Genomic DNA, 13,768 nt, shown 5'->3' with positions numbered 1-13,768 from the left:
GCCCGGGGTCAGGGCGCCAGGCGGTCGCCCGGCCGGTGGACGCGGAACCAGCGGTAGCCGTACCGGCCCAGCTCAACGGTGAACCCGCCGTCGGACTCCAACGGAACGTTCCCGCCGTCGAACAAATCCAACAGCATGGCGTCCCTGAACGCCCGCGGTGGACTGTCCTCGGACCCGACGTTCGCGGTGACCTTGACGGGCGTCGCGCCGAAGTTGTGGAGCAGCACCACGGTGGCCTCCGGCGAGCTGCAGCGGTGCGCAAACACGGCCGGCTCGGGCTGTTCGAGGACGGCGAACTCGCCCCAGCCCAGCTCCGGTGACTCGCGGTACCGCTGGATGAGCGTGGCCATGAAGTTCCACAGCGACTCAGGGTCCCGTTTGGCGCTGGCCGCGTTGACCTTTTCCGGGCCGTACTCCCCGCGGGGCAGCGGGACCACCAGCTCGGACACCTTGGCGCTGGAGAAGCCGCCGTTCTTTTCGTCGTTCCACTGCATGGGCGTGCGGACGGCGGCGCGGCCCTTCTGCCGCAGGTCCTCGCCCATGCCGATCTCCTCGCCGTAGAAGAGGACCGGTGTGCCGGGCAGGGAGAACATCAGCGAGTAGACCATCCAGATCCGGTCGGCGTCGCCGTCCAGCATCGGCGGCAGCCGGCGCCGCAGTCCCCGCCCGTAGAGCTGCATGTTCTTGTCCGGTCCGAACGCGGCGAAGACCTCTTCCCGCTCTCGGTCGCTGAGCTTGTCCAGCGTGAGCTCGTCATGGTTGCGCACGAACATCGCCCAGTGGTTGTCGGGATGCAGCCGCGGACGCGTCTTCAGCGTTTCGGCCAGCGGACGGGCGTCCTGCCTGGCGAGCGACAGGTAGATGTGCTGCATGGACATGAAGTCGAACTGCATGTTCAGCTCGTTGCCTTCGGCGCCGCCGAAATACTCCAGCTGGTCCTTGTACGGCAGGTTCACCTCGCCCAGCAGCACCGCGGCGCCGTTGCGCCGGTTGACGAAGCTGCGCAGGGCGCTGAGGTAGTCGTGCGGGTCGATGTTGGCCGCCTCGTCCTTGGGCGCGCCCCGGGTCTCGAGGAAAAAAGGCACCGCATCCAGACGGAATCCGTCCAGCCCGAGCTCCAGCCAGAGGCCCATGGCCTTGGCGATCTCGTTACGGACTTTGGGGTTGGTCACGTTGAGGTCCGGCTGGTGCTCCATGAACATGTGCAGGTACCACTCGCCGGTGGCATCGTCCTGGGTCCAGAGGGAGGTCTGTTCGCCCGGGAACACCACTTCGGAGGACGTGTCAGGCGGCGGATCGCTCCGCCAGACGTAGTAGTCCCGGTACGGGTTGTCCACGGATTTGCGGGCCTCGACGAACCAGGGGTGCTGGTTGGAGGTGTGGTTGACCACGAAGTCGGCGATTACCCGGATGCCGCGGTCCTTCGCGGTGCGGATGAACTCCACAAAGTCGCCCAGCGTGCCCAGCCGGCGGTCGACGTCGAAGAAGTCCGTCACGTCGTAGCCGTCGTCCCGGTCCGGCGACGGATAGAAGGGCATGAGCCAGATGCAGTTCACGCCCAGCGCCGCCAGGTAGTCCACGCGCTGGGTCAGGCCGCCGAAATCACCGGTGCCGTCGCCGTCGTAGTCAAAGAAAGTTTCCACGTCCAGGCAGTAGACGACGGCGGTTTTCCACCACAGGTCCGATGTCTCCGCGATGTTCATGCCACAGGGACCTTCCGCAGCTGCGGCAGGACACTCTGCGCGAAGGCGTCGATGAACGGCGCCTGCTCCTGCCCCACGAAGTGGAGGTACAGCTCGTCGAAGCCGAGGTCCAGATACTCGCCCAGCCACTGCACGTGGCGGTCCAGGCTGGCGGAGACGTTCACCGATTTCCTCACCTGGGCTTCCCCGACGTCCGCGCTGACGCCGTCGAAGTGCGCCGCCGTCGGCAGGTCCCACGGGATGGGCGGGGTGAAGACGTTCGAACGCCACTGATCCATGGCAATGGCGACGGCGTCCTCCTCCCGGGGAGCCCAGGACAGGTGGATCTGCAGCACGGCCTTGCCCTTGCCGCCCTCGGACCGGTACGCCGCCAGCATTTCCGTGAGCTTTTCGGCCGGCTGGTTCACAGTCACCAGGCCGTCAGCCCAGCCGGCGGCCCGGCGCGCCGTGTCCACGCTGATGGCCGGTGCGATCAGGGGCGGCGGCGGCGAGGGCACATCCCAGATCCGTGCCTGTTCCACGGTGACCAGGCCGTGGTGGGTCACCTCCTCGCCGGCGTGCAGCCGGCGGATGACGTCCACGCACTCCTCCAGCCGTTGCTGGCGCGTCTCCTTCAACGGCCAGGGGTCGCCGGTGACGTGCTCGTTCATGTACTCGCCGCTGCCAGGGGCCATCCAGAACCGGCCGGGAAACATGGACGCCAGCGTGGCCGAGGCGTGGGCGATGATGGCCGGGTGGTACCGCTGTCCCGGCGCGGTGACCACGCCGAAGCGCAGGCCAGTAGTGGCCAGGGCGGCGCCGAGCCAGGACCACGCGAAGCCCGAGTGCCCCTGCCGGGCCGACCACGGTTCGATGTGGTCTGAGCACATGGCGGCGTCGAAGCCCGCCTCCTCGGCGAGCCGGACGTCCTTCAGGAGCTGGCCGGGGCTGATCTGTTCATGCGATGCGTGGAAACCGATAGCTGCCATCGTTAATGTCTACCGGCGGGCGGGGGTCGTGTCGAGGGATGGGCGGTGTTGAGGAGCGGCTGGCTGCCGGCCATCCTCAAGTAGACCCGTCCGGGCCGGGGGTGGCGTCCGGCAAGGTCCCGGGCAAGAATGGGGCCTATGCAGCTGCCGGTCATGCCCCCTGTCGCCCCCATGCTGGCCAAATCGGTCGGTGCCATCCCCGAAGGCCGCCTGAGCTACGAGCCGAAGTGGGACGGCTTCCGCTCCATCATCTTCCGCGACGGCGACGACGTGGAGATCGGCAGCCGCAACGAGAAGCCGATGACGCGCTACTTCCCCGAACTCGTGGAGGCGCTGAAGGCCAACCTGCCGCCCAAATGCGTGATCGACGGCGAGATCGTTTTGGTGGGCTCGTCCGGCGATCGGCTGGACTTCGACGCCCTGCAGCAGCGGATCCACCCCGCGGCCAGCAGGGTCAAGCTGCTTTCCGAACAGACACCGGCCAAATTCGTGGCCTTCGATCTGCTGGCCCTCGGTGACGAGGACTTCAGCGGCCGTCCCTTCGCCGAGCGGCGAGCCGCCCTGGAGCAGGCGTTCGCCGGCGCCAGCGCCCCGGTCCACCTGACCTCCGCCACACAGGATCCGGAGCTGGCCGGAAAATGGTTCCACCAGTTCGAGGGCGCGGGCCTGGACGGAATCATTGCCAAGCCGCTGGACGGGCCATACCAGCCGGACAAGCGTGTGATGTTCAAGATCAAGCACGAACGGACCGCCGACTGTGTCCTGGCCGGCTACCGCGTCCACAAGAGCGGCACCGACACGATCGGGTCGCTGCTGCTGGGCCTGTACAGACCCGACGGCGAACTCGCCAGCGTGGGAGTGGTTGGCGCCTTTCCAATGAAGCGGCGCAAGGAACTTTTCGAGGAGCTCCAGCCCCTGGTCACCAGCTTCGACGAGCACCCGTGGGCCTGGGCCAAGCAGGAGGAAGGCACCCGGACACCCCGCAACGCGGAGGGCAGCAGGTGGAGCGCAGGCAAGGACCTGTCCTTCACGCCGTTGCGGCCGGAGCGGGTGCTGGAAGTGAAATACGACCACATGGAAGGCGAGCGGTTCCGCCACACCGCCCAGTTCGTGCGCTGGCGCCCGGACCGGGACCCGGAGTCCTGCAACTTTGAACAGCTCGAGGAACCAGTGAAGTTCGACCTCGCCGAAGTGCTTGCCACCTGATGGCTGTTTAAATCCCGACGGCGGTCCGCCCCTTCCGAAAAGGGGTGGACCGCCGTCGTAAAGCGATTGGCTTGGGCCGGGCTACTTGAGCCCGAGCTCCTTGGTGGGAACCTTGAAGGTCTCCTTGGCCGTAAAGGCCGAGACGGCGGCGATGACGCAGATGACCGCGGTGAAGATGCTGATCTGCACCCAGCCGCCGGGCTTGATGCCGCCCATGGCCGCGACGATGGCAGGGGCGAAGCCGGCCATGAGGAAGCCGAGCTGCGTGCCGATGGCCAGGCCGGAGAAGCGGACCTTGGTGCTGAACATCTCGGCGTAGAAGGACGGCCAGACCGCGTTCGAGGCCGCGTAGCCACAGGAGAAGAAGACGATGGCGGCCACGAACATCAGCGGGACGTTGCCGGACTCAAGGCTCAGCAGGAACAGCGGGGCCAGCGCCGCGCTGGACAGGGCGCCGTAAATGAACACGGGCTTCCGGCCGATCCGGTCCGCCAGCTTGCCGAACAGCGGCTGGGTGCCCAGTGCAACGAGGTTGGCGCCCACCACGAGCCAGAGAGTGGTGGTGCCGTCCACGCCGGCCACGGTCTTGGCGTAACTGATGGCGAGGGTGCCGAACACCGTGGAGACGGCGGCGATGAAGGCGCAGCAGATGACCCGGACGACGTCGCGCCAGTGGGCCTTGAGCAGGTCGGCCACGGGCAGCTTGGCGATCTGGGCTGACTTCTGGGCAGCTTCGAAGGCCGGCGGCTCGTGCAGGCTGCGGCGGATGAAGAAGGCAACAATGACAACCACGGCGCTGAGCCAGAACGGGATCCGCCAGCCGATGCCGTACTTGATCTCGTCGGGCAGTGCGAGCACCGGAATGAAGACGAGTGCCGCGAGGATCTGGCCGCCCTGCGTGCCGGTCAGGGTCCACGACGTGAAGAAGGAACGCTGGTTGTCCGGAGCGTGCTCCAGGGTCATGGAGGATGCGCCGGCCTGTTCACCGGCCGCGGAGAGGCCCTGGCAGAGGCGGGCCAGCACCAGCAGGGCCGGAGCCCACCAGCCAACGGTGTTGAAGTCCGGCAGGCAGCCGATCAGGAAGGTGGAAGCGCCCATGAGGACCAGGGTGAACATGAGGACCTTGCGCCGGCCCACCCGGTCACCAAAGTGTCCCAGCACAACCGCGCCGATGGGCCGCGCGATGTAGGCAAAACCAAACGTCGCAAACGACATGATGGCGGCGTTGGCGTCGGCGCTCGGGAAAAACACGTGCGGGAAGATCAGTGCGGCTGCCGAGCCGAAGATAAAGAAGTCGTAGTACTCGACGGCGCTGCCGAGGAAGCTGGCAAGGGCTGCCTTCTTCGGTGTCCCGGCCGGGGCAACGGTGCCCGGCGCGGCGGACGGAATGGTCTGGCTCATGGTGTTCCTTCAGGGGGACGACGTTGTCGCGGGATAAAGCAGGTCGCGGCCGCCGTCCTTGTTGGGAGGGGGCGGTTGGAGGTCCTTGGAAGACCCGGACTCAGTAGCCACATGGTGAGAGCTACTTTTGCGATACAGCAATGATGGCTGTGAGGACAGTCACCTGTCAAGAAACCTGCTCACGATCTAGAAATAGCTCTCACATTGTGGCAACATCGAGTTATGAGTGTGAAGGAAGCCACAGGCGAAGACGCCTCCCCAGATACCCCCGTTGGAGCAGCAGCACCCGCCAAGGGGCAGTCCCGCACCGACATGGTGGGCAAGGCCCTGGGCCTGCTGGTCCTGCTGGGGGATGAGCCCCGCGGAGCCAGCGCGGCAGAGATTTCCCGGCGCGCGGACCTTCCCTTCAGCACCACCTACCGGCTCCTCGGCTCGCTCACCCGCGATGGGTTCGTGGACTACGAACCGGACGGCCGCCGGTACCACCTCGGCCTGCGCATCTTCCAGCTGGGCCAGCGGGTCTCCAACCACCACGGCTTCGCCGGTACGGCGCTGCCCATCCTGCGCCGCGTCACCGAGCAGACGGGGGAAGCCACCATCCTCTCCGTCCGCGACGGCATCCACCACCTCACGGTGAACAAGGTTGACGGCCCACAGACCTTCCGCGTGACCAGCGACCCCGGGTTTCTTGGCGCGCTCCACACCACCTCCGTCGGCAAGGCACTCGTCGCGTTCGCGGAGGATGAGGACCGCGAGCGGCTGCTCGAGGAGCTTCCGCTGGAGCCGCTGACCAGCCTGTCCATCACCGACCGGGACGCCTTCCGCGCCGAGATCGAGCAAGTCCGGCGGCAGGGATACGCGGTCATGGATGAGGAAAACGAGCTTGGCATGCGCGCCATAGCCGTGCCCGTCTTTAACTCCCAGGGCGTCGCTTTTGCGTCCCTGGCCACCGCCGCTCCGGTGTTCCGGCTCAGCATGGAGGCGATGGTGGCGCTGGTTCCCCTCCTGCAGGCGGCCGCCGTCGAGCTTTCCGCCCGGCTGCCCCAGCGCTAAAGTCGCGCCCGAACTGCTGCCCAAAGAGCTTTGTTCGTATCTAGAACAAGAGTGCATCATATGAACTTTTCCTGTACTGTTATCCGTATCACCCGGCCAGCGTGGGGCGCAGCAGGCGCCCCAAACCGGTCGAGTGCCGTTGTCAAAGGAGCCGCACGCATGAGCAATCGAACCGAGTCCTACCTCATAGGACTTGTCGGGGATGGCGTGATGCCGTCGCTCTCGCCCCACATGCATGAGCGCGAAGGCGACGTGCAGGGCGTCCGCTACCTGTACCGGCCCATTGACCTGCACGAGCTCGACCTGCCGGCCGCCGCCGTCGGCGACCTGCTGCAAAGCGCCTACCGGATGGGCTTCAACGGGCTGAACATCACGCACCCGTGCAAGCAGCTGGTCCTCGAGCACCTCGACGAGATCGCCCCGGATGCCGAACGCCTGGGTGCCGTCAATACCGTGGTGATCCAGGACGGCCGGTTCATCGGCCACAACACAGACTTCTCCGGCTTTGCCGCCGCCCTCGCCTCCGGACTTCCGGACGCCAAGCTGGACCGCGTGGTGCAGCTGGGAGCGGGCGGCGCCGGATCCGCCGTCGCCTACGCACTGCTCACGGCCGGCGTGCAGACGCTGGAGCTCGTGGACATGGATCCGGCGCGCTGCGCCGAACGCGCCGCCGAACTTGCCGGCTTCTTCCCGGACCGCACCGTCACCGCCCGCACGACGGCGGAGCTGCCGCAGCTGATGCCCGCCGCCGACGGGCTGGTGCACTGCACCCCCGTGGGCATGGCCGCACACCCCGGCACGCCGCTGGACATGGCCCTCGTGGAGCCCCGGCACTGGGTGGCGGACATCGTCTACCGCCCCATCGAAACCGAGCTCGTCCGCGAAGCGCGGGCCAAGGGCTGCCAGGTACTGGACGGCGGACGCATGGCAGTGGGCCAGGCCGCCGATGCTTTCCGGATCTTCACCGGACTCGAGCCCGACGCCGAACGGATGCGCGCCCACTTCCTGGAGCTCATTGCGGCGGAAGAGGTGGCCGTCTGATGCGCACCGGGATCGCCACCGTCTGCCTCTCCGGCACGCTGAAGGAAAAGATGCAGGCCTGCGCCATCGCGGGCTTCGACGGCATCGAGATCTTCGAGCAGGACCTGGTCACCTCGTCGCTGAGCCCTGAAGACGTCCGCAAGATGGCAGCGGACCTGGGCCTCACGCTGGACCTCTACCAGCCGTTCCGCGACTTCGACAGTGTTACCGAGGACCTGCTGGCAGCCAACCTCCGCCGGGCCGGGGCCAAGTTCCGGCTCATGTCCCGGCTGGGCATGGACACCATCCTGGTCTGCACCAACGTCGCCACCGCCTCGATCAACGACGACGACCTCCGCGCCGCGCAGCTCGCCGCCCTGGCGGACCTAGCGGGTGAGCACGGCGTCAAGGTTGCCTACGAGGCCCTCGCCTGGGGCAAGTACGTCAACGACTTCGAGCACGCCCACCGCCTCGTGGAGATGGTGGACCACCCCAACCTCGGCACGTGCCTGGACTCCTTCCACATCCTGTCCCGGGACTGGGACACCGCGCCCATCGAGGACATCAACGCCGACAAGATCTTCTTCGTGCAGGTGGCCGACGCCCCGAAGCTCTCCATGGACGTGCTCTCCTGGAGCCGGCACTACCGGGTCTTCCCGGGCGAGGGCCAGTTCGAGCTCGCGAAGTTCATGGGCCACGTGGTGCGCGCCGGCTACACCGGGCCGGTGTCCCTGGAGGTCTTCAACGACGTCTTCCGCCAGTCCGACGTCGAACGCACCGCCGTCGACGCGATGCGCTCACTGATCTGGCTGGAGGAGCAGAGCGCCAAGTGGCTGGACACGAACGCGCCGGCCTCCTTCGGTGGTGCCGGAGGCACTGCTGCTGGTGGTCCTCCGGCCCCTGCCCGCCGTCGTTATCCCATGGAACTGGCAACGCTCCCGCAGGTGGCAGAGCCCGCCGGCTTCAACTTCGCCGAGGTCAAGGCAGCGGACACCGGAGTGCTGGAAACCGTCCTCGGCCAACTCGGCTTCGAGTTCAACGGACGCCACCGCACCAAGGACGTCCAGCTCTGGACCATGGGCCACGCCCGGGTGATCATCAACGAACAGGCCCCCGAAGCTGCCGAACCCGCCATCGCCGCCCTGGGGTTCGACGTCGACTCCCCGGTGATTGCCTCGGCCCGCGCCCAGCAGCTCAAGGCCCCCGTGGTTCCCCGGAAGAGCCAGGCCAACGAGGAAGTGTTCCAGGGCTTCGCCGCCCCGGACTCCACCGAGATTTTCCTGTGCCAGGGCAACCCGGACGGAACCGCCGCCTGGACCCGTGAGTTCGGTGAGGGGCTCGAGGTACCTTCCGGCGCCCGGACCGCGGTGATCGACCACGTGAACCTGGCCCAGCCGTGGCAGCACTTCGACGAGGCCGTCCTCTTCTACACGAGCGCCCTGGCGCTGGAGCCGCTGCCGTACGCCGAGGTGGCCAGCCCCAGCGGGCTGGTCCGGTCGCAGGTCATGCAGACCTCGGACCGGGACGTGCGCCTGGTCCTGAACCTGGCCCCGGTCATCCAGCAGGACGGCGCGGAGCCGCGGACGGCCCCGCGGAAGACCTACCAGGAGCACATCGCCTTTGCGGTGGATGACCTGGTGGCCACCGCCCGCGCCGCCAGCAACCGGGGACTGGCCTTCCTGCAGATCCCGGAAAACTACTACGAGGACCTGGACGCCCGCTTCGACCTCGACCCCGGTTTCCTGGACACGCTCCGGGACCTCAACCTGCTGTACGACCGCGACGCCGACGGCGAGTTCCTGCACTTCTACACCGCCACGGTGGGCAGCGTGTTCTTCGAAATGGTGGAACGCCGCGGCAACTACGACGGCTACGGGGCGCCCAACGCACCGGTGCGCCACGCCGTCCAGTACGACCATCTGCACGACCTGACCCAAACCAACCACTGATTCCAACCACAGATTGAAAGGAGGCTGCTGTGCCTGAAGACGTGAATCTCGCAACGTACAACGCCGACGCGCTGACCGAGGACCTGTCGGACGCAGTACCCGCAACCCCGGCCGCCCCGACGGCTGTCCCCGCTGAAGCGCGCCGCGTGGAAACCCAGCAGGATCTCGACGCGGAGATCAAGGCCCTCGGAGACGCCTACGCCCGGGCGCTGAAGGACGGTGCGGCGCCGGAAACCCAGCCGCGCCTGGACTTCCCGCCCTACCGCAGCAGCCTCCTGCGCCACCCCACCAAGAGCCTGCACCACGCCGACCCGGAAACCATCGAGCTGTACTCCCCGGCGTTCGGTCACCAGGACGTCCACGAGCTGGAATCGGACCTGACCATCCAGCACAACGGCGAACCGCTGGGTGAGCGGATCATCGTCCAGGGCAAGGTCCTCGACGGCGACGGCCGCCCGGTGGCCGGCCAGCTGGTGGAGATCTGGCAGGCCAACTCCTCCGGCCGCTACATCCACAAGCGCGACCAGCACCCGGCACCGCTGGACCCCAACTTCACCGGCGTGGGGCGCTGCATCACCGGCCCTGACGGCTCCTACCGCTTCGTCACCATCAAGCCGGGCGCCTACCCGTGGAAGAACCACCTCAACGCCTGGCGTCCCGCGCACATCCACTTCTCGCTGTTCGGCCAGGAGTTCACGCAGCGGATCGTGACCCAGATGTACTTCCCTGGCGACCAGCTCTTCCCGCTGGACCCGATCTACCAGTCGATCGTGGACCAGGATGCCCGCGACCGCCTCGTGGCCACCTACGACCACGACCTCACCCAGCCGGAATGGGCGCTGGGCTACAACTGGGACATCATCCTGACGGGCTCCAAGCGGACCTGGACCGAGAACGAGGCGCTAGGCGCGGAAGGCGACGACCATGAGTAACTCCACCAAGCTTGTTCCCACCCCGGGCCAGACCGTAGGCCCGTTTTACGGCTACGCCCTGCCCTACAATAAAGACCGCGAGCTGCTTGCCCCCGGATCCCCGGGCTCCATCCGCCTCCAGGGCACCGTCTACGACGGCGCCGGGCACCCGGTTCCGGATGCCATCCTCGAAATCTGGCAGCCGGACTCCGAGGGCAACATCGTCCACCGGACCGGCTCCCTGGTCCGGGACGGCTACACCTTCACCGGCTTCGGCCGCAGCGCCGTCGGCAACACCGGCGTCTACACCTTCACCACGGTGAACCCCGGTCCCACCGAACCCGGCGCAGCAGCCTTCATCTCCGTCGCGGTCTTTGCCCGCGGCCTGATGAACCGCCTCTTCACCCGCGTGTACCTGCCGGAGAACGACGAAGCACTGGCGAAGGACCCGCTGCTGTCCTCGCTGGACCCCGAGCGCCGCAAGACGCTGATCGCACGCCGCGACGCCGACGGCGGCCTCACCTGGGACATCCGCCTGCAGGGCGAGGGCGAAACCGTCTTCCTCGACTTCGAGGGAACCGGAACCGGGGGCGCCGCACAGTGACCGGCTTCCAGGCAGCGGGCGCCGGCGGCGGGCTGTACGGCGACGCGGCGCTCCACGGCGACGCCGGGTTCGGCGACGTTGGTCTGCTGAGCCCCGTGTCGGCGTCGCCCCTCGTGGCGGCACTGACCGGCGACCGGGCCGTCCTCGCGGCGATTCTCGCCGTCGAGGCCGGCTGGGGCGCGGTGCTGGAGCAGCATGACCTCACTCCCGCCGGCTCCGCTGCCGTGGTAGCCCACGCTGCCGACGCCTCCCGGTACGATCTTGCCGACATCGCCAGGCGGGCCCAGGGCGGCGGCAACCCGGTGATCCCGCTGCTGGCCGACCTCCGGATCCAGGTCAAGGCGCTGGACACCGCCGGCGTCGGTGCCGCGAAGGCAGTGCACACCTCGCTGACCAGCCAGGACGTGCTGGACACGGCCCTGATGCTGGTGGCCCGCAACACCGTTGCGGCGCTGCTCGCAGACGTGAAAGGCACGACGGCGGTGCTCGCCCGCATGGCGGAACAGCATGCGGACACGCTGTGCGTCGGCAGGAGCCTGACCCAGCATTCACTACCGTTCACGTTCGGGCTTCGGGCGGCTCAGTGGTTCCACGGATTGGCGGCCGCCGCACGCCGGCTCGAGGCGCTGGAGCTGCCGGTGCAGTTTGGCGGCGCGGCGGGCACGCTGGCCGCCGGCACGGTGCTGACTTCAAATGCCGGGTTGACTTCAACTGCCGGGCTTACCTCCAAGGCAGGGCCCACCTCCGGCCCTGCCACGGACCCCTTCGCTCTGTCTGACGCGCTGGCCGCCCAACTGGGACTCGCCGCCGCGCCGGCACCTTGGCACACCAACCGGCTGGCCGTGACGTCGCTGGGCGACGCCGTGGCCTCCGCGGTGGACGCGCTCGGCAAGATCGCTGCGGATGTCCTGTTCCTGAGCCGTCCCGAGGTGGCCGAAGTGGCCGAACCGCGCGCCCCGGGCCGCGGAGTGTCCTCGGCGATGCCGCAGAAGCAGAACCCCGTGCTGTCGGTGCTGGTTCGCAGCGCCGCCCTGCAGGCGCCCGGCCTGGCTGCGCAGCTGCACTTGGCCGCGGCCACCTTCAACGACGAACGCCCCGACGGTGCGTGGCACACCGAATGGCCGGCCCTGCGCCAGCTGCTCGCCCTTGCCCTCGGCGCCGCCGGCCACGTGCGGGAACTCGCGGACGGGCTGCAGGTCTTCCCCGAGGCCATGCGGCGGAACCTGGACCTGTCCGGCCCGCTGCTGCTCAGCGAGGCCGTCTCGGCGGCGGTGGCGCCGCTTCTTTCCGCCGACGGAGCTGGCGCTGGCGCCCCCGGAGCTGTCCTGGACGGGAAGCAGCAGCTGCAGGCCGTCGTCGACAAGACGCTGCAGGCGCCGCCGGCCGAACAGGCCGGCACCTACCGCCGGCTGCTGCGCGAGGCCGTCCCCGCGGACAGGCTCTCCGATGCCCAGCTGGAGGAGCTGCTCGACCCCGCCACCTACCTCGGGCAGGCAGCCGAGATCTCGCGGCGGATCCTGGCGGCTTTCCCGGATTTTGCGCTTACTTCAACCGAACCAGACGGAAACGGAGATTCCCGTGGCTAAACCAGCAGTGAAGGCAGTGCTGCTTTCCCCCCAGCGCTCGCTGGGGGACAAACCGCTCCTGATCGTCGGGCCGTCGCTCGGCACCTCCTCGGTGCTGTGGGCCCGGGTCGGCTCGCTCCTGGGCACCGACTTCGACGTCGTCGCCTGGGACCTGCCCGGACACGGTGTTTCTGCCGCCGCCGCCGAAACGTTCAGCGTCGCGGACCTCGCGGACGCCGTCGTCGAACTTGTTGACTCGATCGCCCCCGGAGAGAAGTTCCACTACGCCGGAGTGTCCCTTGGCGGGGCCACCGGCCTGCAGCTGGGCATCAAGCACGGCGACCGGCTCAAGAGCCTCTCCGTGCAGTGCTCCGGCGCCAAGCTCGGCACCCCCGAGGGCTGGCTGGAACGCGCCGAGACTGTCCGCACCCAGGGCACCCCGGTGATGATCCAGGGCTCGGCCGAACGCTGGTTCGCGCCCGGGTTCATGGACCGCGAACCCGAACTCAGCAGCCGGCTCCTGCACTCCCTGCGCGACGCCGACCGCTTCAGCTACGCCTTCTGCTGCGAGGCACTGGCGGGCTTCGACGTGCGCGACCAGCTCGGCAGCATCACCGTCCCGACGCAGGTGGTGGCGGGTGCGCTGGACGGGGTGGCCCCGCCGTCGTTCGCCGAAGAGGTAGCCGCCGGCATCACGGCCGGCGGCGGCACAGCGTCCGCAGCCACGCTCGAAGGCGTGGCGCACCTGGCGCCCGCCGAGGCACCGGCCCACGTGGCCGAGCTGATGCGGAGCCTCATTTCCTGGACCGAAACCAACGGAGGAGCGAAGTGAGCGGCGCCGAAGCTACTGGCACCCAAGCGGCGGGCACCCAGCCTGCCGACACCCGGCCTGCCGACGCCCGGCGCAACGGTGTGGTCCAGCCGGACGCCACCAGCCAGGAGATTTACGACGGCGGAATGGTGGTCCGGCGCGAAGTGCTCGGCGACGCGCACGTGGACCGGGCCAACGCCAAGAAGGACGCCTTCACCGAGGACTTCCAGGACATGATCACCCGCATCGCGTGGGGCGGCATCTGGACCCGCCCGGGCCTGCCGCGCCAGATGCGCTCCGCCGTCACCATCACCGCCATGGTGGCGCACGGGCACTGGGAAGAGCTGGCCATGCACATCCGCGCGGCCATTACCAACGGACTGAGCAGGGACGAGATCAAGGAGATCCTGCTGCAGACCGCCATCTACTGCGGAGTCCCCTCCGCCAACACCGCCTTCAAGACAGCCCAGCAGGTCTTCCATGAAATGGACAGCGCCGGGCTCGACAACACCCCCATCCCACCCAACTAGGTAGCAGCAGAGGGCGTTCTGAGCTCTCATAACGCCCTTAAGTGCTA

General features: G+C 68.1%; 12 protein-coding genes. 9 read left to right on the top strand and 3 right to left on the bottom strand.

What is annotated here, in order from left to right:
• Positions 1-8 precede the first annotated feature (8 nt).
• Positions 9-1,703, bottom strand: coding sequence for an alpha-amylase family protein (locus QFZ23_RS00760; RefSeq protein WP_306920067.1), 1,695 nt, complete (start codon positions 1,701-1,703; stop codon positions 9-11).
• Positions 1,700-2,671: a TIGR03885 family FMN-dependent LLM class oxidoreductase gene (locus tag QFZ23_RS00755; RefSeq protein ID WP_306920066.1), complete on the bottom strand. Its 972-nt coding sequence runs from the start codon at positions 2,669-2,671 to the stop codon at positions 1,700-1,702. The genes QFZ23_RS00760 and QFZ23_RS00755 overlap by 4 nt, the downstream gene beginning before the upstream one ends.
• A 138-nt stretch (positions 2,672-2,809) precedes the next feature.
• Here QFZ23_RS00755 and QFZ23_RS00750 point away from each other — a divergent pair, with 138 nt between their 5' ends.
• Complete coding sequence (locus QFZ23_RS00750; RefSeq protein ID WP_306920065.1) at positions 2,810-3,877, top strand: ATP-dependent DNA ligase; 1,068 nt, start codon at positions 2,810-2,812, stop codon at positions 3,875-3,877.
• 81 nt (positions 3,878-3,958) lie between these two features.
• Here QFZ23_RS00750 and QFZ23_RS00745 read toward each other — a convergent pair whose 3' ends face one another.
• Positions 3,959-5,278: an MFS transporter gene (locus QFZ23_RS00745; RefSeq protein WP_306920064.1), complete on the bottom strand. Its 1,320-nt coding sequence runs from the start codon at positions 5,276-5,278 to the stop codon at positions 3,959-3,961.
• Positions 5,279-5,500: 222 nt separating this feature from the next.
• On the opposite strand from QFZ23_RS00745, the gene QFZ23_RS00740 reads away from it, so the two are divergent.
• From QFZ23_RS00740 to pcaC, 8 genes are all read left to right on the top strand, one after another.
• Positions 5,501-6,331 (top strand): IclR family transcriptional regulator, encoded by an 831-nt coding sequence (locus QFZ23_RS00740; RefSeq protein WP_373427831.1) that lies wholly within the window; start codon positions 5,501-5,503, stop codon positions 6,329-6,331.
• A 159-nt stretch (positions 6,332-6,490) separates the two neighbouring features.
• Positions 6,491-7,372, top strand: a complete 882-nt coding sequence (locus tag QFZ23_RS00735; protein ID WP_306920063.1) for a shikimate dehydrogenase — start codon at positions 6,491-6,493, stop codon at positions 7,370-7,372.
• Positions 7,372-9,300, top strand: a complete 1,929-nt coding sequence (locus QFZ23_RS00730; RefSeq protein ID WP_306920062.1) for a bifunctional sugar phosphate isomerase/epimerase/4-hydroxyphenylpyruvate dioxygenase family protein — start codon at positions 7,372-7,374, stop codon at positions 9,298-9,300. The genes QFZ23_RS00735 and QFZ23_RS00730 overlap by 1 nt, the downstream gene beginning before the upstream one ends.
• Before the next feature lie 83 nt (positions 9,301-9,383).
• Complete coding sequence (gene pcaH / locus QFZ23_RS00725; protein ID WP_373427917.1) at positions 9,384-10,232, top strand: protocatechuate 3,4-dioxygenase subunit beta; 849 nt, start codon at positions 9,384-9,386, stop codon at positions 10,230-10,232.
• Complete coding sequence (gene pcaG / locus QFZ23_RS00720; RefSeq protein WP_306920060.1) at positions 10,225-10,815, top strand: protocatechuate 3,4-dioxygenase subunit alpha; 591 nt, start codon at positions 10,225-10,227, stop codon at positions 10,813-10,815. Before pcaH ends, pcaG begins: the two co-directional genes overlap by 8 nt.
• 32 nt (positions 10,816-10,847) lie before the next feature.
• The gene (locus QFZ23_RS00715) at positions 10,848-12,401 is read left to right on the top strand and encodes a lyase family protein (RefSeq protein WP_306926588.1); all 1,554 of its coding nucleotides are present in this window, start codon (positions 10,848-10,850) and stop codon (positions 12,399-12,401) included.
• Entirely contained in the window at positions 12,394-13,212 is an 819-nt protein-coding gene (locus tag QFZ23_RS00710; RefSeq protein ID WP_306920059.1) for an alpha/beta fold hydrolase, read from the top strand. Before QFZ23_RS00715 ends, QFZ23_RS00710 begins: the two co-directional genes overlap by 8 nt.
• Positions 13,213-13,292: 80 nt before the next feature.
• Positions 13,293-13,721: a 4-carboxymuconolactone decarboxylase gene (gene pcaC, locus QFZ23_RS00705; protein ID WP_306926587.1), complete on the top strand. Its 429-nt coding sequence runs from the start codon at positions 13,293-13,295 to the stop codon at positions 13,719-13,721.
• Positions 13,722-13,768: the final 47 nt, after the last annotated feature.

This window comes from Arthrobacter globiformis (assembly GCF_030818015.1).
GTDB classification, from domain to species: Bacteria; Actinomycetota; Actinomycetes; order Actinomycetales; family Micrococcaceae; genus Arthrobacter; species Arthrobacter globiformis_C.
Note: the sequence above shows the minus strand (reverse complement) of the source record. Positions and strands in the feature narration are given on the sequence as shown.

What these genes read in the sequence shown, in the direction of transcription:
- QFZ23_RS00760 (WP_306920067.1), bottom strand. Translation starts at nt 1,703, where the DNA reads ATGAACATCGCGGAGACATCGGACCTGTGGTGGAAAACCGCCGTCGTC.
- QFZ23_RS00755 (WP_306920066.1), bottom strand. Translation starts at nt 2,671, where the DNA reads ATGGCAGCTATCGGTTTCCACGCATCGCATGAACAGATCAGCCCCGGC.
- QFZ23_RS00750 (WP_306920065.1), top strand. Translation starts at nt 2,810, where the DNA reads ATGCAGCTGCCGGTCATGCCCCCTGTCGCCCCCATGCTGGCCAAATCG.
- QFZ23_RS00745 (WP_306920064.1), bottom strand. Translation starts at nt 5,278, where the DNA reads ATGAGCCAGACCATTCCGTCCGCCGCGCCGGGCACCGTTGCCCCGGCC.
- QFZ23_RS00740 (WP_373427831.1), top strand. Translation starts at nt 5,501, where the DNA reads ATGAGTGTGAAGGAAGCCACAGGCGAAGACGCCTCCCCAGATACCCCC.
- QFZ23_RS00735 (WP_306920063.1), top strand. Translation starts at nt 6,491, where the DNA reads ATGAGCAATCGAACCGAGTCCTACCTCATAGGACTTGTCGGGGATGGC.
- QFZ23_RS00730 (WP_306920062.1), top strand. Translation starts at nt 7,372, where the DNA reads ATGCGCACCGGGATCGCCACCGTCTGCCTCTCCGGCACGCTGAAGGAA.
- pcaG (WP_306920060.1), top strand. Translation starts at nt 10,225, where the DNA reads ATGAGTAACTCCACCAAGCTTGTTCCCACCCCGGGCCAGACCGTAGGC.